The following is a 25,493-nucleotide window of genomic DNA, read 5'->3' on the forward strand; positions in this document are numbered from 1 at the left end:
ACGGGGCGATGGCATAAGAGCCTCGCCCCGATGCGGCGGCCTATACAGATTCGCGGGGAGAAATCAAGCGCGGACGGCCAGCTTTTCCAGCAGTTCGCGCCCGAATTCGGTGAGCGTGTCGTCGCGCGCGCCGAGGATGAGAATGCGGTCGCCGGAGCGGGCGTCATCGAGCATCGCCGCGCCGCATGCCGCGCGGGTGGTGAGGTGCACGGCATCGGCGCCGCCCGCGACGATATCGGCGACGAGCGCCTCGCTGCCGATGCTGCGGTCGACGGTGCCGCCGAAATAAACCGGGTCGCAAACGAAGAGTTTGTCATCGTGGCGCATGCCCGCCGCAAAGCTCGCGGCGAGTTCCTTGCCCATCTGACGCAGCGGGCCATAGCCGTGCGGCTGAAAGAAGAGCAAAGCGCGGCCCGGGAGTTCGGCGACGGCAGCAAGCGTGGCGGCGACCTTGTCCGGGTTGTGCGCGAAATCGTCGATGACGGTAATGTCGCCCGCTTGGCCCAGCACCTCGTAGCGCCGCGCCAATCCCGCGAAACTGGCCAGCGATTTGACAGCCTCGGCTATCGGAATCTCGACCGCCCGTGCGGCGGCGATCGCCGCGAGGGCGTTGGCGGCATTATGGCGTCCTGGCATACGAAGGCGGACCTCGTACCGATAACCGTCGATATGCGCTGCAAAGCGGCAGCCGTCGGGCAGCGCCTCGAAATCGCTGCCATGAACGGCGGCGGCTTTGCCGAAGCCGAAGGTGACGACATTGCCACCGGCAAGCAGCGGCGCGGATTCGGCGTCGTCGGCATTGATCACCGCGACGCGTGCTTTCGCCGCAAAATCGCCGAACAGCTGGTGCAGTTCGGTCAGGCTCTTGTGATCGAGGCTGATGTTGGTGACGACCGCAACGTCGGGGCGATAGAGTGCGATCGAACCGTCGCTTTCGTCGACCTCGCTCACGTAAATGGCGGCATCGCCCACGAGCGCGCTGGCAAAAGGCCTGTCGTCGCCCGAAAAATTGCGCATCACCGCGCCGTTCATCACCGTCGGCCTTGCGTCTGCGCTTTCTAGTATCCAGCCGATCATCCCGGTGACGGTCGACTTGCCGCTCGTCCCGCCAATGCCAATCGCGCTGTCGGCGGCGTTGAACAGGGCGGCATTCAGGTCGGCGCGCGTCATGCGCGCGAGGCCGAGCGCATTGGCGGCGGCGATATCGGGAACGCTGTCTTCGATCGCCGCCGAGGCGACGAGAATCTGGCCCGCCCGCGGCCCGCTGCCATCCTGTGGATAGAAAACGATCCCCTGGCTTTCGAGCCATGCGAATTTTTCGGGCGTGCGGCCCTGATCGCGGCTGCGGTCCGATCCCGAGACAGCGGCGCCACGCGCCGCGACGATCATCGCGAGCGGCAACATGCCCGACCCGCCGATGCCGCAGAAGAAATAGGATTTGTTTTCGGCCATCGCGGCGCGATATGGCCTTGGCGAAGGGTTTGCAACCGCACCCGCCGCAATAACCGCTCGTGTCGAGCGGATCGAGGAATCAGCCAGTTCATGCGCATCGGAATCGTCGCTCCATCGACTCCCATTTTGCCCGACGATGCCGAGGCGGTGCGCGCGCTCGCCAGCCTCGGCTACCCCGACGTCGACCTCGTCTTCGACCCGCAATGCTTCGCGACCCACGGGCATTTCGCGGGCGAGGACGGCCATCGCTTCGCAGCCTTGGTCGAAATGGCGAACCGCCCCGATATCGACGCGATCTGGTTCGCGCGCGGCGGTTATGGCGCATGCCGGATCGCCGAGGATGCGGTTGCGGCGATGACCGACGTCGCGCGGCGCAAGGCATTCCTAGGTTATTCGGACCAAGGCAATTTACTCGGCGCGCTGTATCGCGACGGGTTCGATCATGTCGCGCACGGGCCGATGGTCGCGGACATCCGCCGCGACGGCGGCGACGCGACGGTGCTGCGTGCGCTCGACTGGCTCGTCGCGCGCGATCCGGCTGCCTGCGAGCCGGGATTGCAGCATGGCGCGCGCCATGCAGCTTTCAACCTGATGACGCTGTCGATGTTGCTCGGCACCCCGCTCGAACCCGACCTCGCTGGCCACGTCCTGCTCGTGGAAGAGGTGAGCGAATATCTTTACGCCTTCGACCGCGCCTTCTTCCATGTCGCGACCTGTCTGGGGCCGCGCGGGCTGGCCGGGCTTCGGTTGGGGCGCGTCAGCGATATTCGCGAAAACGACCGTCCCTTCGGCATGGAAGTGGAAGAAATTGCACAGGGGTGGTGCGCACGCACCGGCATCCCGTGGCTCGGTCGCGCCGACATCGGGCATGATGCGGACAACAAGGTCGTGCCCTTCGGCTTGCATCGCGCGGGGTGAAGGAATAGGCGCGGGCCCATTCAAAAACATGCGAAGGGACGCATCATGCGCGCATTTATTTTTCCGGGTCAGGGCAGTCAGGCCGTCGGCATGGGCAAGGCTCTGTCCGACGCATCGCCGGTCGCGCGCGAAGTGTTTCAGGAGGTCGACGACGCGCTCGGCCAGAAGCTGTTCCAGTTGATGAGCGAAGGCCCCGAGGATCAGCTGACGCTGACCGAAAACGCCCAGCCTGCGATCATGGCGAACGCGATCGCCACGCTGCGCGTGCTGGAAAAGGAAGGCGGCGTGACGCTGTCGGCCAAGGCCGATTATGTCGCGGGCCACAGCCTCGGCGAATATAGCGCGCTCTGCGCCGCTGGCGCGTTCGACCTTGCCACCACCGCGCGCCTTTTGAAAACGCGCGGACAGGCCATGCAGGCGGCGGTGCCCGTCGGCATCGGCGCGATGGCGGCGTTGCTCGGCGCCGATATCGGCACCGCGCAAAAGCTTGCCGATGCCGCAGCCGAAGGCGAAATCTGTACCGTCGCAAACGACAATGACCCCTCGCAAGTCGTGATCTCGGGCCATAAGGGCGCGGTCGAGCGCGCCGTCGCACTGGTCAAGGATTATGGCATCAAGCGCGGCGTGTTGCTCCCGGTTTCGGCGCCCTTCCACTGCCCGCTGATGCAGCCCGCCGCCGACGCGATGGCTGAAGCGCTGGGCGCCAATCCGCCTGTCGCGCCGCTCGTGCCGGTCGTCGCCAACGTCACCGCCAGCCCGGTGAGCGACCCCGACACGATCCGCGATCTGCTCGTCCAGCAAGTCACCGGCCGCGTCCGCTGGCGCGAGAGCGTCGGCGCAATGGAAGGCATCGGCGTCACGAATTTCGTGGAATTCGGCGGCAAGGTTCTCGGTCCAATGGTCAAGCGCAGCGCAAGTGGCGAAGTCGAGATAGTCAGCGTGATTTCGATGGACGACATCGAAGCTCTGCTCAAAACGCTTTAAGTTTCAGATTTCAGGAGACCCAATATGTTCGACCTCACCGGCATGACCGCTCTCGTTACCGGCGCTTCGGGCGGCATCGGCTCGGCCATCGCACAGGCGCTCGCGGCGCAGGGCGCCCGGCTTGCGGTATCGGGTTCGAATGCCGACAAGCTGAACGCCTTTCGCGATAGCCTCGGCGGCGACCATGTCGCGTTGCCCTGCAATCTGGGCGATGCCGCTGCGGTCGACGCGCTTGTTCCGTCGGCGGTCGAGGCGCTCGGCAAGCTCGATATCCTCGTCAACAACGCCGGGGTGACGCGCGACAATCTGATCATGCGGATGAAGGACGAGGAGTGGATGGACGTCATCCGCATCAATCTCGAGGCCAATTTCCGCCTCGCGCGCGCTGCCGCCAAGCCGATGATGAAGGCGCGTTTCGGCCGCATCATCTCGATCACCAGCGTCGTTGGAGCGACGGGCAACCCGGGGCAGGCCAATTATGCGGCGTCAAAGGCGGGCGTTACCGGCATGACCAAGGCGCTGGCGCAGGAGCTTGCGAGCCGCGGCGTGACCGCCAACTGCGTCGCGCCGGGCTTCATCGCCACCGCGATGACCGACGATCTGCCCGACGCGCAGAAGGAAGCGCTCAACCAGCGCATCCCGGCAGGCCGGATGGGCGAGGGCAGCGATATCGCTGCCGCCGTCGTCTATCTCGCGTCGAAAGAGGCGGGATATGTCACGGGCCAGACGTTGCATGTGAACGGAGGGATGGCCATGCTGTCCTGATGGGTCGCACCTCAAGGGCGGAAGGATTCGTCGATGCATAAGGGTTTGATGGCGGGCGTCGTGCTTGCATGGGCAGGGCTGCCGGGCGCCGTTTCGGCCCAGGAAGGCGCGAAGTTCGATTGCGTCGTTTCTTCGGTCGCGCCAGATGTGAAGGAATCGATCGGCAACTCGATGGCGGGCGGCGGCGATGAAGCGTCGCGCGATGTCCTGTTCAAGCAGCTCGCGACGATTACCGATGGTTGCGTCACGCGCCATGGTATCACCGCCGAGCAGAAGGGCAGTTATTTCGATTACAGTCTCGCGCGCATTTCGCGCGAATGGCTGATCGGCGATATCGCGAAGCTGGGCTTGTCCAGCACGATCGTCGACAAGGCCCTCGACTTCGGCGCCGGCGGGGCGAATCCCGACCTGTCGGCCGACATGAGCGAGGATCAGATCATGGCGATCGTTCAGGCCTATATTGAAAGCGGCGTCGACATCGAAAAGGTGGACAGCGCGGCATGGGAAAAGGTCGGCGCCTATGCGGCCGCCACCTCGATCTACTGGAACAAGCGCAAACTTCTTCCCTTCTGATCCGCGATGGAGCCGGAGCCGGTCAAACCGGCCCCGGCTCCGCGGGACGAGCGAAGAGAGGGGTCAGAAGCTCGCCCGGGCGGTAAGACGGAAGTCGCGGCCAGCCAGCGGCACATAATCCTTGGTAAAGCTGGCGTGGCGCCGCGCTTCGACGTCGAAGATATTGTTCGCCGACAGGCTGAGCGTCAGATTTTTCGTGTCGGGAAGCGGTCGCCAGCTGATCGACGCGTTCACCAGCGTGAAGCCCTTGGTCGGCGTTTCGAACTGCGCGACGCGGGTCTGGTCGTCGGTCCATTCGACCTCGGCGCGGGCGTCGATACGCTCGCCCTGCGCCTCTAGCCCACCCAGTACGCGGAGCGCGGGGATGCGTGGCACGTTGCGGTCGAGCCCTGCGTTTTTGATCTTCGCGCGCGTCATGTCGGCGATCACATCGCCGACGATGTTGAACCCGCCGATCTGCGCCAGCCGCGCGCTCGCCTCGGCTTCGAAGCCATAGACGCGTGCATCGCGCTGGAAATATTGGAACACGGGCAATTCATCCTCTTCTGCGCCGGTTGCGGCCGAATAGATGAAATTGTCGAACCAGTTTGAATAGCCGGTGAGGCTGAGGTTAAAGGCATCGGTCTTGAGCTTGAACGAGGCTTCGGCGCCCCAGTTGGACTCGCGCTTCAAATTCGGGTTGCCCAGCTCGAAGCTTTGCGTTGCGATGTGCGGACCGTTTGACAGCAGTTCCTCGGCCGACGGTGCGCGGATCGCGCGCGATACCGAGACTCCGAATTTCGCGCCGTCGAACAGATCATAGGACGCACCGAACGCGCCCGAGAAGCTGTCGAAACTGCGGTCGAAGCCGACCGTCTGCGCGCGCACATTGGTCTTTTCATAGCGTGCCGCAGCTTCGAGCCCAAGCGGACCCATCGTATATTCCTGGAGCGTGAACAGCGCGAACTGGTCGGTCAGGTTGCGCGGCACGAACGCCTCGGCGCCGATCGCGTTGAAGTCGCGGTGGCTGTACTGCACGCCGCTCGCGCCGCGCCAGCCACCACGATCGTTCTGCGCCAGTTCGATGCGGCCTTCGACACCCTGATTGGTGAAGACGGTGCCGATCTCGTCACCCTCGAATTCGGTGTGCTTGTAATCGGCAAAGCCAGCGCGGATGCGCAGCTTGTCGAAGAAACCGTCACCCAGCTCGACCTCGCCGCGCACGTCGGCGCGCCATTGCTTCATGCCGATGGTGACGGGGGCTTCGCCATGGTCGTGGCCACCCTCTTCTTCTTCGCCGCCATGGTCATGCGCGGTGTTCGGCCGGTCGGGCACGCCATAGTTGGTGTCGAAATAGCCGATCGAAATGCCGAGCTGGCCGCCGTCGTTGATCAGTGACAGGCCCGCGCCCGCAGTCCAGGTCTCGCTTTGCGTGTTGTCGATCTTGCCGCGCTTGCCCGCTTGTGCGGTCAGTTCTGCCGCTTCTTCCGGATGCCCGTCCTCGACCTCATGCTCGGCAAGGTGGAGCAGGTCGCCGCGAATATCGGGGGCATAGACAAAACCGCCGCTGCGCGTGTCACCCGCCTTGCGCCAGCTACCGTCGAGGTGCGCGACGATCTGCGGGCTCAGCGCGACGTCGATCGAACTACCGATATTGCGGTCGTTGGCCGCTGTCGCATAGCCCCCGATCGCGTCGATATGGACATGGTCCGAAGGTACTTTCCGCGGAATGCGGCGGTCGAACAGGTTGACCGCGCCGCCGATCGCCTGGCTGCCGAACAGCAGCACTGCGGGACCGCGCAGGATTTCGACGCGCTCGACGGTCAGCGGGTCAATCGTCACAGCATGGTCGGCGGAGGTATTCGAAGCGTCGATCGATCCGATACCGTCGGTCAGGATGCGTACGCGCTCGCCCGAAAAGCCGCGAAGAACGGGGCGTGATGCGCCCGGGGAGAAGCTGGTGGCCGATACGCCGGGTTGGCGCGTCAGCGTGTCGCCGATCTGCCCGCGGATGTCGCGCGCCAGCTCGTCGCCTTCGAGCACCGATACATTGCCCAGGATGTCGAGGCTGCGGACATAGGGCGCGGTGACGACGATCGGCTCGCCGGTGTGCACATCGTCGTCGCTGCCCGCGGCGGCGCGGTCCTGCGCATAAGCGGGGGCGGCAAGAAAGATGGCAAAAGTGAAACCGGCGGAGCAAAGCAAACGCATAAGGGGAGAGTCCTGTTCTATGGCGACCTGTTGGCGCGGCAGTAATGATATACTGTTACAATGACAACCCCCAGAGCGGGCCGATGCTGTCGTTCGTCGGACGCGGGCGGCCGTTAGTCGACAAACGCCGATGATCGGCGGATCAAGCGAAGCTGTCTTGCAGGGGCGGGGCCGCCGCCCTAGATCATGCGCATGACTATTGCTGCAAACAGCCTCGACCTTATCGGCAATACCCCACTGGTGCTGCTCAAGGGGCCGAGCGAAGCCACCGGCTGCGAAATCTGGGGCAAATGCGAATATGCCAACCCCGGGGGATCGGTGAAGGACCGCGCCGCGCTCTATATCGTCCGCGATGCCGAAGCGAACGGGAGCTTGCGTCCCGGCGGTACGATCGTCGAGGGGACCGCGGGCAACACCGGCATCGGCCTCGCTCTCGTCGCCAACGCGCTCGGCTACAAAACGATCATCGTCATGCCCGACAACCAGAGCGCCGAAAAAATGGCAACGATTCGCGCACTTGGCGCGGAGCTGGTGCTGGTCCCGCCGGCGCCCTTTGCGAACCCCGGCCATTTCGTCCACACCTCGCGTCGCATCGCCGAGGAAACCGAAAATGCGATCTGGGCCAACCAGTTCGACAATATCGCCAACCGCAAATCGCACATCTTCGGCACCGCCGAAGAGATTTGGGAGCAGATGGACGGCCGCATCGACGGCTTCACCTGCGCCGCGGGGACGGGCGGCACGATTGCGGGCACCGGACTGGGCCTGAAGGCGCACAATTCCGACATTGTCATCGCGCTCACCGATCCGCACGGCGCCGGGCTCTATAATTATTATCAGTGCGGCGAACTGAAGGCCGAAGGCACGAGCGTTGCCGAGGGGATCGGCCAGAACCGCATTACCGCCAATCTCGATGGCGCGCCGATCGACACCCAATTCCGCATTTCGGACGCGGAGGGCCTCGCCGTGGTCCGCGCCTTGCTCGACAAAGAGGGACTGTGCCTCGGTCTGTCGTCGGGAATCAATGTCGCCGGAGCGATGGCGCTCGCGCGGCAACTGGGTCCGGGCAAGCGGATTGCAACCATCCTCTGCGACAGCGGGTTTCGATATCTTTCGACACTCTACAACCCCGAATGGCTGGCGAGCAAAGGCCTGGAGGCAACGGCGTGAGGGACATGCGGATCGACAATAATGCGCCCCCCAAAGCACCGCCGCCGCCGACCGCGACGGCACCGGTCAACGATACCATGCGGCGCGTACAGATCGGCATCGCCGGGGTGCTCACGGTGCTCCTGCTCGTCGGTATGGCGGGGCTTATCGGCGAGCGCGCGCGAGACAGCAACGCCGGAGATACGACCGCGACCGCCGAGATGAAGATGCTTGGCGACGAACAGAAAAACAGCGGTGCGCCCCTTGAGGAACTGGGGGTTCAGGCGGTCCAGCCATCGGCAAAGGATGAAAATGCGGCGACGTCTGTGAAGGTGCCGCAGGCGGCGCCTTCTTCGTCGAGCGTTCCCGACCTCGAACCCGACCCCGCACTTCAGCGCGCGCGCCAGACCAAGCAGTGACCGCGGCGTCGCGCGGGCCGTGGCTGCGCGCTTTTGTAACGACCGTGGGAATCGCTTCGCTGACGTGGGTCGCGGGCGGACAGGCGTTGCTTGGCCGTATCGATCCGGCGCTGGCCGTCCCAGTGCTCATGCTGCCGATGTTGCTGCTCGCGTGGTGGCAGCGCCGCGAGCCCGCATCGGATCGCCTTCGCACTTACCTTCTAAGCCTTGCGCTTATGGCGATCGTGCAGGCTTTGCTCGCACTCGTCCTCGCGGGGTCGACGGGGTGGCTTCAACCGCTCATCAACATTTTCGCGGGCGGCATCGCCGCCTGGCTCGCGGATATGCTCTTGCAATGGCGCGCGCGGTTCAGGCTCATGCGATGGCTGGCGGGGTTGGCTTTGGTCGCCTGCTGGGTTGCTGCGGGGCATGCTGGCCTCGCCATCCTCTACCGACCGGCCGCCGCGCCGGCGGACGCGCCCGCCGTCACGATGCTCACCGGCCTGCCGCTGCGTTGGTCGGCCAGCCGCGACATCGCCGCGATGATTGCCGAAGGAACCAATGACGATCCGGCCCTCGCGCGGCTGGCGTCGGTGGGCCCCGTGTCGCTCGTTGACAGCCTCGTCGACCATGTGCCCCAGCCGGGCGGCGCGCTGCTGATCGCGCACCCGCGCGCGCTGGCGCCACAGGAGCTGGTGGCAATCGATGCCTTTGTGCGCGGCGGGGGGCGCGCGGTGGTTCTGGCCGACGCGCTCTCGGGCTGGCCGGCGCGCTATCCGCTTGGCGATCCGCGCAACGCGCCGGTTACAAGCCTGCTGACGCCGCTTCTCGCCCATTGGGGTGTAACGCTTGGCGCCGCACCGCCCGGCGAGCGCGCGGTGCTGCCCGCCGACATCGACGGTGCGCGGCTTCGCCTCTTCAGTGCCGGGCGCTTCGACCGCCTGCCGCCCGATTGCCGCGCTTACGCCGACCGGCGCGTTGCGCGTTGCGCGATAGGCGAGGGTGAGGTGTGGCTCGTGGGCGACGCCGACCTGCTCTTTGCGCCGCTCTGGCAGCCGGCCGTCCCCGATGCCGATCATCTGCGGCGGTCGGACACGATGGAATGGCTTTCCGCGCGTCTTTGGTCCGGCGCCGGACGCGGCCTGCTGCATCCGCTCTGGATTCGCACCCGCACCACCTGAGTCGGCGTTTGCGCCCCAATTCGCCCCGATGGACCTGCTGCATTCGCTCGCCGCTGGCACCGTGGGACGGGTATTTACCCAATTACATGCGCGTTTTGCGATAAATGGGGGTCGGATTCCCTATTTCACCCTAAAATACCCCTTTCCACCCCGATCTATAGTTGATACTCAGGAATCGGAGAGGGGCATTCTCCACCTGTGCCGAATGAGCTGGAATCCTGCGATTCCGGGGACGGGGAAGTTTTGCCCGGTGGCGTGATACGGGGGGCAGAGCGATGGCGATTGTGACGCCCGGCCAGTATGCAGGCACCAGTTTTGCCGCGATCGATGGCAAGGGACGCATCGCCGTTCCCTCTCAGTTCCGCAACAATGTGCCCCTCATTGCGGATGGCCAGCGCGTGCTTTGGGTCGGCTTTCACGAAAAGCTGCCCTGTCTCGTGGCCTATGGCCAGGACCAGTATGACCGACTGAACGGCGAGATCGAGCGCGACCGCGAAACCGCGCGGCTGCGCAATATCGACTTCGACGAAGATGCCGAGTTCAAGAAGCGCTTCAGCTATACCGAGCCCTATACGCTCGACGACAGCGGTCGCTTCCTTCCCAGCTTCATCCACCGCGACCGCGTCGGCGATGCGGGCGCGACGGCGTTTGTGGGATCGGGTCGCCGGCTTGAAATCTGGTGGTTGCCGACCCTGGCCGAATGCGCCGAGGCCGATCCGGTGCTTCAGCGCCTCGCGGCGTCGTGGGACGCGACCAAAGGGAAGGGGCGCAAATGACCGGCCTTCTCCCCCGCGACCCGCGCCACGATCCCGTCCTCCGCGATGAAGTGCTGGCCGCGCTCGCCATTGTCCCCGGCGAGCGTCATGTCGACGCGACCTTTGGCGCCGGCGGCTATACCCGTGCGATGCTCGCTGCGGGCGCCGACGTCATCGCCTGCGACCGCGACCCCGATGCGATTGCCGAAGGGCAGGCGCTGGTCGAGGAAGCGGGCGGCAAGCTGACGCTGATCCATGGCCGCTTCGGCGAAATCGACCGGCTGCTTGCCGAACGCGGCATCGATGCGGTCGACGGAATCACCTTCGACATCGGCGTTTCGTCGATGCAGATCGACCGGGGCGAGCGCGGTTTTTCCTTCCAGAAGGACGGCCCGCTCGACATGCGTATGGGGCAGGAGGGCGAAAGTGCCGCCGACTGGTTGAACAGCGCCGACGAACATGTGATCGCCGACGTCCTTTTCCACTATGGCGACGAACGGCAGTCGCGCCGCGTCGCCCGCGCGATCGTCGCCGCCCGGCCGCTGAGCCGCACCGCCGAACTGGCGATGGTGATACGCAAGGCGCTGCGTCACCCGCCGGGCGCGCCGAAGGATCCGTCGACGAAAAGCTTTCAGGCGATCCGTATCCACATCAATGCCGAACTCGATGAACTGATGGCGGGGCTCAACGCCGCCGAACGGCTGCTCCGTCCCGGCGGCCGGCTCGCGGTGGTCAGCTTTCACAGCACCGAGGACCGTATCGTGAAGAACTTCCTGCGCGAACGGAGCGGTGGCGATGCCGCCGGTTCGCGTCACCGGCCCGCGCCTACCCCTCTGGCGCGGGCCGCAACTTTCGAAACTCCGGCGCGCAAGGTGCGTCCGGGCAAGGCCGAAGAGGCGCGCAACCCGCGCGCCCGTTCGGCGACGCTGCGCAGTGCGATCCGGACCTCCGCTCCGGCGCATTCGACCCGGGAAAATTCAGGGAAGGAGGCAATGTCATGCTGATGGCGGCCCGCAAGCTCCAGGGGATCGGCCTGGTTCTGCTCGTGCTCATCTTCGCGATGATGCTCTACCCCGTGTCGCTGAAAGTCGCGGCGACGCGCAGCGAGCTGACGCGCATCGAAAAACAGATCGACAGGACGCGCGACAATATCCGCTATCTCGAATCCGAACTCGCGGTGCGGGCTTCGATGCGCCAGCTTGAGCAGTGGAACGCCGACACCTTCGGTTACTCGGCTCCCGGCGCGGGCCAGTATCTTGAAAGCGAGCGCCAACTCGCCTCGCTCGACCGCCTGCCGCGCGCTCGCGGCGCCAACGAGGTCGCGCCGGTGCTGATGGCGATGGTCTCGCCGGTCGCGGCGGCTCCCGTTTCCGGCAATGGCGCGCCAAAGGACGGCCCCGTCGCGGCCAAGCCTGCCGCTGCCAAGCCCGTCGTGCTGGCGCAGGCCGACACCAGTGTGCGCAGCGATACGCCGCCGCGGATGGCGCCGACCCGCCGCCGCGAACAGCTCAAGATGATCGAGGACCAGCTGCTCGCCGAATCGACGCTCGCCGACCTCAAGCGCGCGGCAGCCGCCGAAGCGGCAGGAGGGAAGTCCGGCCGATGAACACGCTGGTCGTCCGTCCGACCCGGGTTCGAACCGCTGGGGTGCGGCAGCAGATATTGCTGACCGCCCAACAGCGTTTGATGATCCTGATGCTGCTGTTCATGGCGGCATTTTTCGTTGTGTCGGTCCGACTTCTCTATTTTGCGTTGTTCGATACCGCGTCGAACCGCGATGCGGCGACGGCGTTCGTCCCCGCGCGCGCCGACATCATCGATCGCAACGGCGTGCCGCTCGCGCGCACGATCGATGGCTATTCGATCCGCGTCGTGCCGACGAAACTGCTCAACAAGCGTGAATATCTGGCCGACGAACTGCACAAGATTTTCCCCGAAACGCCGCGCGAAGAACTGCTGGCCAAGCTTAGCGGCTCGCGTCCGACCTATATCCGCCGCCGCGCGCTTCCCGATCAGGTGGCGGCCGTGAACGCGATCGGCGACGTCGGTTTCGACTTTCCGCGCGAAAAGGAACGCCTCTATCCGCAGCTCAGCCTCGCGGCGCACGTGCTCGGCTTCACCAATGCAGAGGGGCATGGCGTCACCGGGATCGAAGGCGCCTTCGACCAGCGGTTGATCGACAAGGCGACGCGCGGCGACCCGCTCGCGCTGTCGATCGACGCGCGTGTGCAGGGTGTGCTCGAAAGTGAACTGGGTTCGGCGGTCGCCAATCTCGAGGCCATCGGTGGCGCGGGGATCATTCTCGACGTTCACACCGGCGAAATCGCTGCCATGACGTCGCTGCCGACCTATAACCCCAACAAGCTGATGGGCGAGGATCCAAGCACGCGCCGCAACGCCATGACCTATAATCTCTACGAGTTGGGTTCGACGTTCAAGCCGCTGACCGTCGCGGCCGCCATTGACGCCGGGACGGTGACCAGCATGGCGCGCCGCTACGACGCGACGCAGCCGCTCGCTATCGCGGGCTTCAAGATCCGCGACAGCCATCCGTCCAAGCGCTGGCTCAATGTGCCCGAAACGCTGATCCACAGCTCGAACATCGTCACCGCGCGGATTGCCGACGAACTCGGCCGCGACAAGATGGAGGCGATGTTCCGCAGCCTCGAATTCGACGGCCGTCCGCATATCGAACTGAAAGAGCGCTCCTTTCCGCTGTGGCCCAGGGACTGGGGTCGCATCACGACGATGACTACCGGCTATGGCCATGGCATCGCGGTCACGCCGCTCCACCTCGCGAGCGCCTATGCTGCGTTGGTAAACGGCGGCATCTGGCGGCCGGCGACGCTGATGAAGCTGGGCGACAAGGCGCCGCCGCAGGGCCGCCGCGTGTTCAAGGCTGCAACCAGCGCGCGGATGCGTCAGCTGCTGCGCCTGATCGTTTCGGATGGCACCGGCAAACAGGCCGAGGCGCCGGGCTTCCGCGTCGGTGGCAAGACTGGCAGTGCAGAAAAGCCGGGCGCCGGCGGCTATCGCCGTCATTCGCTCGTCTCGACCTTTGCCGCAGCCTTCCCGATGGATAATCCGCGCTATGTCGTGCTGGTGATGATCGACGAGCCCAAGGGCAATGCCTTCAGCTCGGGTCAGCGGACCGCCGGCTGGACCGCGGCGCCGGTGGTGCGCAAGGTCGTGACCCGCGCGGGCCCGATGCTCGGCGTCTTCCCCGACGAAAGCCGCGACGTCGATGTTTCCGAACTCACTCCGCTGTTATGGAGAAACGGGGAAACCGAATAATGCGCCTGTCCGCGCTGCTCGACGATCAAGGGCTGGAGGGCAGCGATCCGGTCGTCACCGGGCTCGCCATCGACCATCGGAAGGTAGCACCGGGAACGATCTTCGGCGCTTTCGTCGGCGAAAAATTCAACGGCGAAGATTTCATCGCCGCCGCGATCGAGGCGGGCGCGATTGCGGTTGTCGCGCGGCCCGAGGCAAAGGTCGAGGGCGCGGTCCATATCGCCGACGCCAATCCGCGCCGCGCCTTTGCGCATATCGCGGCGCGTTTCTTTCACCGTTTTCCGGCGAACTGCGTCGCGGTGACCGGCACCAACGGCAAGACCTCGACGGTCGAAATGACGCGCCAGCTGTGGCGCATGGCCGGGTTCAACGCCGCGTCGATCGGTACCCTCGGGATCACGACGTCGCAGGAAAGCGCCTCGACCGGGCTGACGACCCCTGATATCGCTACCTTTCTCGGCAATATGTCGGGGCTTGCCGTCGAAGGCGTGACCCACGCGGCGTTCGAGGCTTCGAGCCATGGCCTCGACCAGTATCGCACCGAAGGGCTGCCGGTGAAGGCAGCCGCCTTTACCAACCTCAGCCACGATCATCTCGACTATCATGGCACGATGGAAGCCTATCTGACCGCCAAGATTCGGCTGTTTTCGGAAGTGGTCGTCCAGGACGGCACCGCGGTGATCTGGGCCGACGATGTTTACTCGCCCGCAGTGATCGACGTCGTGAAGGCGCGCGGCATCCACCTGATAACCGTCGGGACGACCGGCGACGATCTGCGCCTCGTCTCGCGCGAGCCGACGCAGCTTGGCCAGTCGCTCTGCATCGCGGCGGGAGACCTGACGCAAAAGGTCGATCTCCCGTTGATCGGTGCATATCAGGCCGCGAATGCTCTCGTGTCGGCGGGCCTCGTTATCGCCACCGGTGGCGATGTTCGGCAGACGCTCGGCAATCTCGCGCGGCTGCAGCCGGTCCGCGGCCGGCTCGAGCGCGCGGCGATCACCAAGGCCGGCGCTCCGGTCTATGTCGATTACGCCCACACCCCCGATGCGATCGAGGCCGCGCTCGATGCGCTCCGCCCGCACGCGACCGGCCGACTGATCCTCGTCTTCGGCGCCGGCGGCGACCGCGATCAGGCGAAGCGCCCCGAAATGGGCAAAATTGCGGCCGCCAAGGCCGACGTGCTGATCATCACCGACGACAATCCGCGCGGCGAAGACCCCGCCGTCATTCGCGCTGCGATCGCCGACGGCGCACCGAACGCACAGGTGATCGGCGACCGCCGCGCCGCGATTGCCGCCGCAATTGCCGAAGCGCAGGCCGAGGATATCATCTGCATCGCGGGCAAGGGTCACGAACAGGGCCAGATTGTAGGCCGCGGCGACGATATGCGCGTGATCCCCTTCGACGATGTGACGGTCGCGCGCGAGGAGGCAGCATGAGCCCGCTCTGGACCGCCCGCGCTGTTGCAGCCGCCACCGGGGGGCAGGCAAGCGCCGATTTCACCGTGCAGGGTGTCGCCTTCGATTCGCGCGAGGTCACGAACGGCGACCTGTTCATCGCGATGAAGGGCGAAGTCGCCGACGGCCACGCCTTCATCGACAAGGCGATTGCGGCGGGCGCCGCAGGCATCGTCTGCGAAACCGTGATCGACCACCCGCACGTGCGCGTTGCCGACAGCGTGCAGGCGCTGAACGCGCTCGGTACGGCATCGCGCGCGCGCAGTCATGGCCGGATCATTGGCGTCACCGGTTCGGCGGGAAAGACGGGGACGAAGGAGGCGTTGTTCGCGGCGCTCGACCGCTTCCGTCCCGGCAAGGCGCACCGCTCGGTCAAAAGTTATAACAACCATGTCGGGGTGCCGCTCAGCCTCGCGCGCATGCCCTCGACCGCCGATTTCGGCGTGTTCGAAATGGGGATGAACCACGCAGGCGAACTGGCGGAACTGACGCGCATGGTTCGCCCGCACGTCGCCATCGTCACCACCATCGCCCCCGCGCATATGGAATTTTTCGGCAGCGAAGAAGCCATCGCCGACGCCAAGGGTGAAATTTTCGAAGGGCTCGAACCCGGCGGCACCGCAATCATACCGTTCGACAGCCCGCATTATGTGCGCCTCCGCGCCAAGGCCGAGAAGCACGCCGCGCATGTCGTCAGCTTCGGCCTCGGCGCCGATGCCGATGTCCGTGCGGTCGACTGGCTCTCGGACGGGCGGGGCGGTTCGCTCGTCACCGCGCAGGTGCAGGATTCGCTTCTCTGCTTCACGATTGCACAGGCGGGCGCGCATTGGGTCTCCAACTCGCTTGCGGTGCTTGCCGCGGTGAAGGCCGTCGGCGGCGACCTTCCGGCGGCGGGTCTCGCCTTTGCCGAAATGGCGGGTCTTGCCGGTCGCGGCGCACGCCACCGCGTCGCAGTCCCCGGCGGCCACATCCTCGTCATCGACGAAAGCTATAACGCCAATCCGGCCTCGATGGCGGCGACCATTGGCCAGCTTGGCAGCGAATCCGGCGACCGCCGTATCGCGATTCTAGGCGCGATGCGCGAGCTTGGGCCCGGTAGTGACGCCTATCACGAAGGCCTCGCGGCTCCGCTCGTCGCGGCCGGAGTGCAATTCGCCCTGCTTGTCGGCGAAGAGATGGCGCCGCTCGCCAAAGCGCTTGAGGGCCGCATCGATTTCGAGCATGTCGCCGCGCATTCGGCCGCGGTAGGGCGGCTGAAGGACCTGATCCGCGCGGGCGACGCCGTGCTGGTCAAGGGGTCGAACAGCGTCGGGCTGTCGCATGTCGTGACGGCGCTGACCAACGGGGACTATTGATGCTATATTGGCTGGCGGAATGGCTTGGCTTTCCGGGGGCGCTCAACCTCATTCGCTACTTGAGCTTCCGCTCGGGCGCGGCGGTTGCGACCGCACTGATCATCGGATTGTGGATCGGTCCGCGCTTCATTCTGATGCTGCGCATGCGGCAGGGGAAGGGACAGCCGATCCGCGAGGACGGCCCACAAAGCCATCTCGCCAAAAAGGGCACGCCGACGATGGGCGGGCTGATGATCCTCATTTCACTGATGATCTCCGCCTTGCTGTGGATGGACCTGTCGAACCGCTTCGTCTGGGCCTGTATTTTCGTGACCGGCGGCTTCGCCGCGGTCGGCTTTCTCGACGATCTCGACAAGGTGACCAAGGGCAGTCACCGCGGAATTCCGGGGCGGGTGCGCCTGCTGATCGAATTTTTGATCGCCGGTGTCGCGGTGTTCCTGATCGTGTCGCGCACGGGCACCGACCTCTATTTGCCATTTTTCAGCGGCGTCGTGCTCGAACTCGGGCCGCTTTATTATGTCTTTGCGATGGTCCTGATCGTCGGTTTCGGCAACGCTGTGAATCTCACCGATGGGCTCGACGGGCTCGCGACCTTCCCCGTGATCATTGCCAGCATGGCGATGCTCATCATCGTTTACCTGTCGGGTAACGTGAAGTTCGCCGAATATCTCGGCATCCCGCATGTGCCGGGCGCCGGTGAGCTGGCGATCTTCGGTGCGGCGATCATCGGCGCCTGCCTCGCCTTCCTGTGGTTCAACGCGCCCCCCGCCGCGGTGTTCATGGGCGATACCGGCAGCCTCGCGCTCGGCGGTGCGCTTGCGACCATCGCCGTCACCGCGCAGCATGAACTGGTGCTCGTCATCATCGGCGGGCTGTTCGTCGTCGAGGCGCTGTCGGTGATTATCCAGGTCTTCTGGTATAAACGCACCGGAAAACGTGTCTTCCGAATGGCGCCGATCCACCATCATTTCGAACAGCTCGGCTGGCCCGAATCCACCGTCGTCATTCGCTTCTGGATCGTCTCGATCGTCCTCGCGCTCGCCGGACTCGCGACCTTGAAACTCCGGTGATCGTCTCGCGCGTCTTTGCCGGTCGCCGCTATGCGGTGCTGGGACTGGCGCGCTCGGGGCTGGCGACCGTCGAGGCGCTCGTTGCCAGCGGCGCGGGCGTGACCGCGTGGGACGACCGCGAGGAAGCGCGCGACGACGCGATGGCGCTCGGCGCCGATATTGGCAATCCGCTGGAGATCGACCTGATCGGCTTTGCGGGCGTCGTGGTGTCGCCGGGCGTGCCGCTCAATCGTCATCCGATCGCCGCGCATGCGCGTGAGGCGCACGTCCCGGTGATCGGCGACATCGAGCTTTTTGCCGAGGCGCGCGGCGACCTGCCGCCGCACAAGGTCGTCGGCATCACCGGCACCAACGGCAAGTCGACCGTGACGGCGCTGATCCACCATATGCTCGAAAGCGCCGGTGTGCCGTCGCTGATGGGTGGCAATATCGGCCTGCCGATCCTGACACGCGACCCGCTTCCCGAAGGCGGGGTCTATATCCTCGAGCTGTCGAGCTACCAGATCGATCTCTCGCACAGCCTGGCCTGCGATGTCGCGGTGCTCACCAATCTCAGCCCCGACCATCTTGACCGGTACGACGGCTTCACAGGCTATACGGCGTCGAAGGCCCGATTGTTCAGCCTGCAACACCGCGAACAGGTCGCGATTGTCGCGATCGACGACGATCCGTCGAAGATGATCGCGAGCCGGATCAATCATCGGCTCCATCGCGTGTCGGGCAAAGACATCGATCCGGTCGATCAGACACGCTGGCCCGCGCTACAGGGGCCGCACAACGCCCAGAATGCGGTGTGCGCGATCGCCGTGTGCCGCGTGCTGGGGCTGAACGACGAACAGATTGAGCGGGGGCTGGCGACCTACAAGTCGCTGCCGCACCGGATGGAATTGGTCGGCGAAGTCGGGGGTGTCAGCTGGTTCAATGACAGCAAGGCTACCAACGCGGCTTCCGCTGCACCGGCGCTGGCGGCATTTCCGCCGGCGCCGGACCAGCGTTTGCACTGGATTGCCGGAGGCAAAGCCAAGGGTGACGGGCTGGCGGCGTGCCGCCCATGGTTCGCACACGTCAAACGCGTCTATCTGATCGGCGAGGCGATGGAGCCGTTTGCGGCCGAGATCGGGGATGCGCTGCCCGTCGACCTTGCGGGAGATATGGCAACGGCGGTCGCGCATGCCGCAGCCGCGGCAAAGCCCGGCGACATCGTCATGTTGTCGCCGGCATGTGCGTCGTTCGACCAATTCACGGATTATGAACAACGCGGCGATGTCTTTCGTGGCCTTGTTCACGCGCTTGGGGCATGAGCGGGGGAATGGACAATATGGACGCCACGACCGAACGGCCGGTGATCGCAACCACCACGCGCACGGTCAAGCGCCGCGGTCCGCGCCTCAGCCGTGCCGACCGCACCCCGCTGGGCCTGTGGTTCTGGGAAATCGACCGCGTCCTCCTGCTTCTTGTGTCGATCCTCGTTGCGGTGGGGCTGGTCGCCGTGGCTGCGGCATCGCCCGTTGCGGCACAGAAATTGTCGACATCGACCGCCTCGCTCGATCCGCTTTATTACTTCTATCGCCAGCTGATGTGGGTGATGGTTGGCGTGCCCGTCATGCTGGCCGTGTCGATGCTGCCGAAAGCGCAGGCGCGGCGGTTCGCCATTTATGGCACGATCACCTTCCTGCTCCTGCTTTTCCTCGTGCCGCTCGTCGGCACGTCGGTGAACGGTGCACAGCGCTGGATCGGTAGCGGTATATTCCGGCTTCAGCCGTCGGAATTTCTCAAACCCTTCTTTGCGGTATCGCTGGCGTGGGTGCTGTCGCTGCGGCTGCATGACCAGAGCCTGCCGGTCGTCCCGCTCGCGCTTGTGCTCACGGGGGTCATCGCGCTGCTGCTGATGGGCCAGCCCGATCTGGGGCAGACGGTGATTTTCGTGGCGACGTGGCTGGTCCTCGTGATGGTCGCGGGGCTGTCGATGCGCATCCTGGCCGGGCTTGCCGCGTCGGGCGTCGTCGGCCTCGTCCTCGCCTATTTCTTTTATCCTGTCGCGCAGCAGCGCATCAACATCTGGCTGTTTGCCGAAGGCGACAGCTTCCAGGTCGACAAGGCGCACGCCACGCTAACCGCCGGGGGTCTCATCGGCACTGGGCCCGGCGCGGGCCTCGCCAAATTCCAGCTGCCCGAGGCACACACCGATTATATCTTCTCCGTGATCGGTGAGGAATTCGGGATGATCGCGTGCATCGCTATCGCGGTCCTCTATCTCGCGATCATCGTCCGCGTCCTCGTTCGCCTGCTCGACGAAGACGACAGCTTCCTGATCCTCGCGGTCGCGGGTCTGATCGCGCAATTTGGCGGGCAGGCGGTGATCAACATGGCGGTGAACACGCAAATCTTCCCGTCAAAGGGAATGACGCTGCCTTTCATCAGCTATGGCGGTTCTTCCTTTATCGCTTTGTCGATCGGAATGGGTTTGCTCTTGTCGCTGACCCGGCGAAACCCCTATGCGGCGCGGGTGTCGATGACCCGAAACTGGAACAAGAAATGAACGCCCAAAAATGACCGCGACGCGCCACTTCCTTCTCGCTGCTGGCGGGACGGGGGGACATATGCTGCCCGCCTATGCCCTTGCCGGCGAACTGATTTCGCGCGGCCACCGCGTGGCGCTGGTCAGCGACGACCGCGGACTGAAGATTCCCGGCGCTCCCGCCGAGCTTGAAACGCATGTCCTGCCAGCAGGGCGGGTGTCGGGCGGACCGATCGGCTGGATCAAGGCCGCGCTTGCGATCCGCAAGGGACGGCGCATGGCCATCGACCTGATCCGGCAATTCGATCCCGCCGTCGTCGTCGGCTTCGGCGGCTATCCGTCGCTTCCCAGCCTGCTCGCTGCGGGTGCGACAAAACGGCCGCGCGTGATCCACGAACAAAATGCCGTGCTCGGCCGCGTCAACCGGCTGATGGCGCCGCGCGTCGATGCGGTGGCGGTCGCCTATCATAATATCCAGCGCTATCCGGCGGGGCATGAACTGAAGAAGCATATTACCGGCAACCCCGTACGCGACGAGATTATCGCGATCCGCGAGGAAGGTTTTCCGCCGCTTCCCGAGGATGGCATTGTTCGCCTGCTCGTGGTCGGCGGCAGCCTGGGCGCGACGGTGCTCAGCGAGGTGGTCCCGGCCGCCGTCGCGATGCTGCCGCCCGCGCTGCTCAGCCGCCTGCAGGTCGTGCAGCAGTGCCGCGAGGCTGATCTGGAAACGGTGCGCGCCAAATATGCCGAACTCGGCGTCGCCGCCGAATGCGCCGCCTATATCAAGGACTTTCCAGAGCGGCTCCGCTGGGCGCATCTCGTCATCGCGCGCGCGGGCGCCTCGACGGTCGCCGAACTGGCGTGCGCCGGGCGCCCCGCGATCTTCGTTCCCTATCCCAGCGCGATGGACGATCACCAGACCTACAATGTCGTCGACCTGGTCGAAGCGGGCGGGGCGATCGCGTTCCGGCAGCCCGCCTTCACGCCCGCCGAGGTCGCGAAGCATATCCAGCGCATGGCGCTCGAACCCGGCGCCCTGGAAAATGCGGCCGAACGCGCTGCGAGTTGCGGCCTGCCCGATGCGACGCGCGACCTTGCCGATCTCGTCGAATCGCTCGCCGCGCCGCCGATGATGGACGTGATCCGCGTCGGCGCCTCCTCGGGCCAGCGCGCGGCCGCAAGCGGCATGGCATCCGCCCGCCAGGGAGGCGAATGATGCGCGGCGTTGCGACCGACATTGGCACCATCCACTTCATCGGTATCGGCGGGATCGGCATGTCGGGTATCGCCGAGGTGATGCACAATCTCGGCTATCAGGTGCAGGGCAGCGACATCGCCGACGGCTATGTCATCGACGGCCTGCGCAAACGCGGCATCAAGGTCAGCATTGGTCATGAGGCATCGAATGTCGACGGCGTCGCGGTCGTCGTGACCTCGACCGCGGTCAAGCGCGGCAATCCCGAGGTCGAGGCTGCGCTCGCGAACCGCATTCCGCTCGTCCGCCGCGCCGAAATGCTCGCCGAGCTGATGCGGCTGAAATCGACCGTCGCCATCGCCGGGACGCATGGCAAGACGACGACGACCAGCCTCGTCGCAGCGCTGCTCGATGCGGGCGGGATCGATCCGACCGTGATCAACGGCGGCATCATCAACAATTATGGCTCGAACGCGCGCCTTGGTGCCAGCGACTGGATGGTGGTCGAGGCCGACGAGAGCGACGGCAGCTTCCTGCGCCTCGACGGCACGATCGCGGTCGTCACCAACATCGACCCCGAACATCTCGACCATTATGGCAGCTTCGACGCGATCAAGGACGCGTTCGTCGAGTTTATCGAGAATGTGCCTTTTTATGGCGCCGCGATGCTCTGCCTCGACCATCCCGAGGTGCAGGCGATCATCCCGCGCATCCGCGACCGCCGGATCGTGACTTATGGTTTCTCTGCCCAAGCCGATGTGCGTGGCACCAATGTGACGCCCGGCCCCGACGGCAACCGTTTCGACGTCGTCGTGCGCGACCGCGACGGCAACAGCCGGACGATCGAGGGCATTCATTTGCCGATGTCGGGCCGCCACAATGTCCAGAACTCGCTTGCCGCGATCGCCGTCGCGCTCCACATGGGCGTGCCGGACGACAAGATCGCGACGGGCTTCAACGGCTTTGCCGGGGTCAAGCGCCGCTTCACCAAGGTCGGAGAGATCGCGGCGGGCGAGGGCATCGTCACCGTGATTGACGATTACGCCCACCACCCCGTCGAAATCCGCGCCGTCCTCTCCGCTGCGCGCGAAGGCGCCGGGGCAGGGCGCGTCGTCGCTGTTGTCCAGCCGCACCGCTTCACGCGCTTGCGCGATCATATGGACGATTTCCAGCAGGCGTTTAACGACGCCGACATGGTGCTGGCGCTGCCCGTCTATACGGCGGGCGAGGCGCCGATAGACGGCGTGTCGTCTGATGCGCTGGCCGCGGGCCTGCGCGACCGCGGACATCGCCATGCCAATGTCGTCGCCGATGCCGGCGCGCTGGCCGCGTCCATCGCCGCGAGCATTGCGGCGGGCGAACTAGGCGCGGGCGACATGGTCATCTGCCTTGGCGCGGGCGACATCACCAAGATGGCGGCAGGACTGGCTGCGGCGGTCGAGGCGGCATGAACGCCGCGGATACCCTTCCTGCCGTGCGTGGCAAGCTGACGGCAAAGGCGCCGCTGGCGCCGCTGGTCTGGTTCAAGTCGGGCGGCCCAGCTGACTGGCTGTTCGAGCCAAAGGACGCCGAAGACCTCGGCGATTTTCTGCGCGACCTCGATCCCGCGGTTCCCGTCTTGGCGCTCGGCCTCGGCTCGAATCTGATCGTCCGGGACGGGGGTTTCCCGGGCGTCGTCGTGCGGCTCGGCAAGGCCTTCGCCAAGGTTGAGGCCCTCGACGCGACGACGCTCCGCTGTGGTGGCGGCGCATCGGGCATCCTCGTCTCCTCGACCGCGCGCGACGCGGGGATCGCAGGCATGGAGTTCCTCCGCTCGATTCCCGGCACGGTCGGCGGCTTCGTCCGCATGAACGGCGGTGCCTATGGCGGCGAGGTCAAGGATATCCTGATCGACTGCGACGTCGTGCTACGCTCGGGCGAGCGCAAGACGCTGCCGCTCGCCGACCTCGGCTACACCTATCGCCACAGCGAATTGCCCGCAGGAGCGGTCGTCATCGGTGCAACCTTCCGCGGCCGCCCCGGCGAGGCGCAGGCCATCCAAGCGGAAATGGACCGTATTTCGGCCAGCCGCGAAGCGTCGCAGCCGCTGCGCTCGAAAACTGGCGGCTCGACCTTCAAGAATCCCGACGGCCACAAGGCGTGGCAGCTTGTCGACGAAGCTGGCTGCCGCGGCTTTTCGGTCGGCGGCGCAAAGGTCAGCGAAAAACACACCAATTTCCTGATCAACACCGGCGACGCGACGAGCGGCGATATCGAGGCGCTCGGCGAGGAAGTCCGCCGCCGCGTCAAGGACAAGAGTGGCGTCGAACTGCAATGGGAAATTCAGCGCGTAGGCAATTTTGCCGAAGCGCCAAATAAGAATGTGGGAGTCATGAATTGAGCCGGGGTCCGTGGCATGTCGCCGTTCTGATGGGCGGCTGGTCGGCCGAACGCGAAGTGTCGCTGATGAGCGGCAATGGCGTCGCCGACGCGCTCGAAAGCCGCGGCCACAAGGTTACGCGCATCGACATGGACCGGGACGTTGCGCTGCGGCTTTCCGAAGCCAAGCCCGACGTCGTGTTCAATGCGCTCCACGGCGTCCCGGGTGAGGACGGCACGGTGCAGGGTATGCTCGACCTGATGGGTCTGAAATATACCCACAGCGGCCTCGTCACCTCGGTGATCGCGATCGACAAGGAATTGACGAAACAGGCGCTTGTGCCCCATGGAATCCCGATGCCGACGGGGACGATGGTCGACAGCGAAAGCCTCTTTACAGTCGACCCCTTGCCGCGCCCCTATGTTCTGAAGCCCGTCAACGAAGGCTCGTCGGTTGGCGTCGCGATCGTGCGCGACGACAGCAATTACGGCAATCCGATCGCGCGTGAAGCCGTCGGCCCCTGGCAGGAGTTTGACCGCCTGCTTGCCGAACCCTTCATCAAGGGGCGCGAGCTAACCGTTGCGGTGCTCGGCGACACCGCGCTTGCCGTCACCGAACTCCGCGTCAAATCGGGCTTCTACGATTATGACGCCAAATATACCGACGGCCTGACCGAGCATGTTTGCCCCGCCGACGTCCCCGACGACGTGGCGCAGCGGATGAAGGATCTGGCACTGCAATCGCACCGTCTCCTCGGCTGCAAGGGCGCTTCGCGTTCGGATTTTCGCTGGGACGACGAACATGGCCTCGCGGGGATTTTCCTGCTGGAGGTCAATACACAGCCGGGCATGACACCGCTCAGCCTCGTGCCCGAACAGGGTCGCGCGGTGGGTATGGATTATGCCGAACTGGTCGAACGCATCGTGGGGGAAGCGTTAGCATGAGCAAGACACAGATCAAACGCGGGAAGGCGCCGCCGCGCCGCCCGGCGCGCGCGCCGAAAAAGCGGCGGAAGGTACAAACCTCGCGCCTCAATGCGATCATCAACGCGCTGCCGATCAGCCCGCAGCGATTGCAGAAAGTCGCGAACTGGACGATTGGTCTCAGCCTGGTCGCGGTTGCCGCAATCGGTGCGCATGCGACCGGCGTAACCGCGAAGGTGCACGAGGAATATGCGCAGGCGGTCGGCCGCGCCGGGTTTCAGGTCAAGAAGGTCGAAGTCGTGGGCGCTGACCGCATCGACCGGCTGAAAGTCTATGACATCGCGCTCGCGCAGAAGGACCGCTCGATGGCGGCCGTCGATCTGGAAGATGTGCGCGGCGACCTGATGCGCTACGGCTGGATCAAGGATGCGCGCGTGTCGCGCCGCCTGCCCGACACGCTCGTCGTCGATATCGTCGAACGCACCCCGGCGGCGATCTGGCAGCACAACAACCGCCTGTCGCTGATCGACGAAAAGGGCGTGGTGCTCGAACCCGTCACGGTCGCGACGATGCCCGACCTGCCGCTCGTCATCGGACCGAAGGCGAACCAGCGTTCGCAGGATCTGGGACGGCTGCTGACGGAGGCGAGCAGCCTCAAGGAATTGCTCGCGGGCGCGACCTGGGTCGGCAACCGCCGCTGGGACCTGCGTTTCCGCAGCGGCGAAACGCTGTCGCTTCCCGAAGGCGAGGCCGAGGCGAAGGCTGCGCTCGCCAAATTCGCGCATATGGACGGCGCCAACCGTCTGCTCGGGCGCGGCATCTTGCGTTTCGACATGCGCGATCCGGCGCGGTTCGTGCTACGTCTGCCCCACGAAGGCCAGGTGGCGCCCGCGAAGCTCGACGAGGCGCGCGCCGCGGTCGACGCCGTCGCGGCCGCTTCGTCGAACGAAGGGTAAG

General features: G+C 65.3%; 23 protein-coding genes. 21 read left to right on the forward strand and 2 right to left on the reverse strand.

The features are described 5' to 3' along the window. Positions 1-63: 63 nt before the first annotated feature. On the reverse strand, positions 64-1,452 hold the full coding sequence (locus AC3A43_RS00525; RefSeq protein ID WP_487790596.1) for a Mur ligase family protein: 1,389 nt from the start codon (positions 1,450-1,452) through the stop codon (positions 64-66). 90 nt (positions 1,453-1,542) lie between these two features. Between AC3A43_RS00525 and AC3A43_RS00530 the strand changes: the two genes are divergently transcribed. Genes AC3A43_RS00530 through AC3A43_RS00545 form a run of 4 tightly spaced genes read left to right on the forward strand, consistent with a single transcriptional unit; the run spans position 1,543 to position 4,692 of the window. Further along, positions 1,543-2,370, forward strand: a complete 828-nt coding sequence (locus tag AC3A43_RS00530) for an LD-carboxypeptidase (RefSeq protein ID WP_487790597.1) — start codon at positions 1,543-1,545, stop codon at positions 2,368-2,370. A 45-nt stretch (positions 2,371-2,415) separates the two neighbouring features. Continuing rightward, positions 2,416-3,354, forward strand: a complete 939-nt coding sequence (gene fabD / locus AC3A43_RS00535; protein WP_487790598.1) for an ACP S-malonyltransferase — start codon at positions 2,416-2,418, stop codon at positions 3,352-3,354. A 24-nt stretch (positions 3,355-3,378) separates the two neighbouring features. Next, entirely contained in the window at positions 3,379-4,119 is a 741-nt protein-coding gene (gene fabG, locus AC3A43_RS00540) for a 3-oxoacyl-[acyl-carrier-protein] reductase (protein ID WP_487790599.1), read from the forward strand. Between the two features lie 33 nt (positions 4,120-4,152). Beyond that, complete coding sequence (locus AC3A43_RS00545; protein WP_487790600.1) at positions 4,153-4,692, forward strand: hypothetical protein; 540 nt, start codon at positions 4,153-4,155, stop codon at positions 4,690-4,692. Between the two features lie 63 nt (positions 4,693-4,755). Here AC3A43_RS00545 and AC3A43_RS00550 read toward each other — a convergent pair whose 3' ends face one another. Continuing rightward, the gene (locus AC3A43_RS00550) at positions 4,756-6,882 is read right to left on the reverse strand and encodes a TonB-dependent receptor (protein WP_487790601.1); all 2,127 of its coding nucleotides are present in this window, start codon (positions 6,880-6,882) and stop codon (positions 4,756-4,758) included. Positions 6,883-7,074: 192 nt separating this feature from the next. On the opposite strand from AC3A43_RS00550, the gene AC3A43_RS00555 reads away from it, so the two are divergent. The 17 genes from AC3A43_RS00555 (at position 7,075) to AC3A43_RS00635 (ending at position 25,492) form a co-directional block, all read left to right on the forward strand. After that, positions 7,075-8,052, forward strand: a complete 978-nt coding sequence (locus AC3A43_RS00555; protein WP_487790602.1) for a cysteine synthase A — start codon at positions 7,075-7,077, stop codon at positions 8,050-8,052. A 5-nt stretch (positions 8,053-8,057) separates the two neighbouring features. Then, the gene (locus tag AC3A43_RS00560) at positions 8,058-8,450 is read left to right on the forward strand and encodes a hypothetical protein (RefSeq protein WP_487790603.1); all 393 of its coding nucleotides are present in this window, start codon (positions 8,058-8,060) and stop codon (positions 8,448-8,450) included. Then, on the forward strand, positions 8,447-9,610 hold the full coding sequence (locus AC3A43_RS00565) for a Gldg family protein (RefSeq protein WP_487790604.1): 1,164 nt from the start codon (positions 8,447-8,449) through the stop codon (positions 9,608-9,610). Before AC3A43_RS00560 ends, AC3A43_RS00565 begins: the two co-directional genes overlap by 4 nt. Positions 9,611-9,885: 275 nt before the next feature. Beyond that, the gene (locus AC3A43_RS00570; RefSeq protein WP_487790605.1) at positions 9,886-10,386 is read left to right on the forward strand and encodes a division/cell wall cluster transcriptional repressor MraZ; all 501 of its coding nucleotides are present in this window, start codon (positions 9,886-9,888) and stop codon (positions 10,384-10,386) included. Continuing rightward, entirely contained in the window at positions 10,383-11,369 is a 987-nt protein-coding gene (gene rsmH / locus AC3A43_RS00575) for a 16S rRNA (cytosine(1402)-N(4))-methyltransferase RsmH (RefSeq protein WP_487790606.1), read from the forward strand. The genes AC3A43_RS00570 and rsmH overlap by 4 nt, the downstream gene beginning before the upstream one ends. Beyond that, positions 11,363-11,971, forward strand: a complete 609-nt coding sequence (locus AC3A43_RS00580) for a hypothetical protein (protein WP_487790607.1) — start codon at positions 11,363-11,365, stop codon at positions 11,969-11,971. The genes rsmH and AC3A43_RS00580 overlap by 7 nt, the downstream gene beginning before the upstream one ends. Next, entirely contained in the window at positions 11,968-13,659 is a 1,692-nt protein-coding gene (locus AC3A43_RS00585; RefSeq protein WP_487790608.1) for a peptidoglycan D,D-transpeptidase FtsI family protein, read from the forward strand. The genes AC3A43_RS00580 and AC3A43_RS00585 overlap by 4 nt, the downstream gene beginning before the upstream one ends. Then, entirely contained in the window at positions 13,659-15,098 is a 1,440-nt protein-coding gene (locus AC3A43_RS00590) for a UDP-N-acetylmuramoyl-L-alanyl-D-glutamate--2,6-diaminopimelate ligase (protein WP_487790609.1), read from the forward strand. The genes AC3A43_RS00585 and AC3A43_RS00590 overlap by 1 nt, the downstream gene beginning before the upstream one ends. Further along, complete coding sequence (locus tag AC3A43_RS00595; protein WP_487790610.1) at positions 15,095-16,471, forward strand: UDP-N-acetylmuramoyl-tripeptide--D-alanyl-D-alanine ligase; 1,377 nt, start codon at positions 15,095-15,097, stop codon at positions 16,469-16,471. The genes AC3A43_RS00590 and AC3A43_RS00595 overlap by 4 nt, the downstream gene beginning before the upstream one ends. After that, positions 16,471-17,541: a phospho-N-acetylmuramoyl-pentapeptide-transferase gene (gene mraY / locus AC3A43_RS00600; protein WP_487790611.1), complete on the forward strand. Its 1,071-nt coding sequence runs from the start codon at positions 16,471-16,473 to the stop codon at positions 17,539-17,541. The genes AC3A43_RS00595 and mraY overlap by 1 nt, the downstream gene beginning before the upstream one ends. Continuing rightward, a complete protein-coding gene (gene murD, locus AC3A43_RS00605; protein ID WP_487790612.1) occupies positions 17,538-18,842 on the forward strand; it encodes a UDP-N-acetylmuramoyl-L-alanine--D-glutamate ligase in 1,305 nt (434 codons plus the stop codon). The genes mraY and murD overlap by 4 nt, the downstream gene beginning before the upstream one ends. A 17-nt stretch (positions 18,843-18,859) precedes the next feature. Next, entirely contained in the window at positions 18,860-20,080 is a 1,221-nt protein-coding gene (locus tag AC3A43_RS00610; protein WP_487790613.1) for an FtsW/RodA/SpoVE family cell cycle protein, read from the forward strand. 10 nt (positions 20,081-20,090) lie between these two features. Further along, positions 20,091-21,275, forward strand: a complete 1,185-nt coding sequence (gene murG / locus AC3A43_RS00615) for an undecaprenyldiphospho-muramoylpentapeptide beta-N-acetylglucosaminyltransferase (protein WP_487790614.1) — start codon at positions 20,091-20,093, stop codon at positions 21,273-21,275. After that, positions 21,275-22,705: a UDP-N-acetylmuramate--L-alanine ligase gene (gene murC / locus AC3A43_RS00620; protein WP_487791999.1), complete on the forward strand. Its 1,431-nt coding sequence runs from the start codon at positions 21,275-21,277 to the stop codon at positions 22,703-22,705. The genes murG and murC overlap by 1 nt, the downstream gene beginning before the upstream one ends. Next, positions 22,702-23,634: a UDP-N-acetylmuramate dehydrogenase gene (murB, locus tag AC3A43_RS00625; protein WP_487790615.1), complete on the forward strand. Its 933-nt coding sequence runs from the start codon at positions 22,702-22,704 to the stop codon at positions 23,632-23,634. Before murC ends, murB begins: the two co-directional genes overlap by 4 nt. Continuing rightward, on the forward strand, positions 23,631-24,557 hold the full coding sequence (locus AC3A43_RS00630) for a D-alanine--D-alanine ligase (RefSeq protein WP_487790616.1): 927 nt from the start codon (positions 23,631-23,633) through the stop codon (positions 24,555-24,557). Before murB ends, AC3A43_RS00630 begins: the two co-directional genes overlap by 4 nt. Beyond that, entirely contained in the window at positions 24,554-25,492 is a 939-nt protein-coding gene (locus AC3A43_RS00635) for a cell division protein FtsQ/DivIB (RefSeq protein ID WP_487790617.1), read from the forward strand. Before AC3A43_RS00630 ends, AC3A43_RS00635 begins: the two co-directional genes overlap by 4 nt. Position 25,493: the final 1 nt, after the last annotated feature.

The sequence above is a fragment of the Sphingopyxis sp. Soil_C_28 genome, from assembly GCF_057657055.1.

Bases quoted from the DNA above. Each gene is read 5' to 3' on its own strand.
- AC3A43_RS00525 (WP_487790596.1), bottom strand. From the start codon at position 1,452: ATGGCCGAAAACAAATCCTATTTCTTCTGCGGCATCGGCGGGTCGGGC.
- AC3A43_RS00530 (WP_487790597.1), top strand. From the start codon at position 1,543: ATGCGCATCGGAATCGTCGCTCCATCGACTCCCATTTTGCCCGACGAT.
- fabD (WP_487790598.1), top strand. From the start codon at position 2,416: ATGCGCGCATTTATTTTTCCGGGTCAGGGCAGTCAGGCCGTCGGCATG.
- fabG (WP_487790599.1), top strand. From the start codon at position 3,379: ATGTTCGACCTCACCGGCATGACCGCTCTCGTTACCGGCGCTTCGGGC.
- AC3A43_RS00545 (WP_487790600.1), top strand. From the start codon at position 4,153: ATGCATAAGGGTTTGATGGCGGGCGTCGTGCTTGCATGGGCAGGGCTG.
- AC3A43_RS00550 (WP_487790601.1), bottom strand. From the start codon at position 6,882: ATGCGTTTGCTTTGCTCCGCCGGTTTCACTTTTGCCATCTTTCTTGCC.
- AC3A43_RS00555 (WP_487790602.1), top strand. From the start codon at position 7,075: ATGACTATTGCTGCAAACAGCCTCGACCTTATCGGCAATACCCCACTG.
- AC3A43_RS00560 (WP_487790603.1), top strand. From the start codon at position 8,058: ATGCGGATCGACAATAATGCGCCCCCCAAAGCACCGCCGCCGCCGACC.
- AC3A43_RS00570 (WP_487790605.1), top strand. From the start codon at position 9,886: ATGGCGATTGTGACGCCCGGCCAGTATGCAGGCACCAGTTTTGCCGCG.
- rsmH (WP_487790606.1), top strand. From the start codon at position 10,383: ATGACCGGCCTTCTCCCCCGCGACCCGCGCCACGATCCCGTCCTCCGC.
- AC3A43_RS00580 (WP_487790607.1), top strand. From the start codon at position 11,363: ATGCTGATGGCGGCCCGCAAGCTCCAGGGGATCGGCCTGGTTCTGCTC.
- AC3A43_RS00585 (WP_487790608.1), top strand. From the start codon at position 11,968: ATGAACACGCTGGTCGTCCGTCCGACCCGGGTTCGAACCGCTGGGGTG.
- AC3A43_RS00590 (WP_487790609.1), top strand. From the start codon at position 13,659: ATGCGCCTGTCCGCGCTGCTCGACGATCAAGGGCTGGAGGGCAGCGAT.
- AC3A43_RS00595 (WP_487790610.1), top strand. From the start codon at position 15,095: ATGAGCCCGCTCTGGACCGCCCGCGCTGTTGCAGCCGCCACCGGGGGG.
- mraY (WP_487790611.1), top strand. From the start codon at position 16,471: ATGCTATATTGGCTGGCGGAATGGCTTGGCTTTCCGGGGGCGCTCAAC.
- AC3A43_RS00610 (WP_487790613.1), top strand. From the start codon at position 18,860: ATGGACGCCACGACCGAACGGCCGGTGATCGCAACCACCACGCGCACG.
- murG (WP_487790614.1), top strand. From the start codon at position 20,091: ATGACCGCGACGCGCCACTTCCTTCTCGCTGCTGGCGGGACGGGGGGA.
- murC (WP_487791999.1), top strand. From the start codon at position 21,275: ATGCGCGGCGTTGCGACCGACATTGGCACCATCCACTTCATCGGTATC.
- murB (WP_487790615.1), top strand. From the start codon at position 22,702: ATGAACGCCGCGGATACCCTTCCTGCCGTGCGTGGCAAGCTGACGGCA.
- AC3A43_RS00635 (WP_487790617.1), top strand. From the start codon at position 24,554: ATGAGCAAGACACAGATCAAACGCGGGAAGGCGCCGCCGCGCCGCCCG.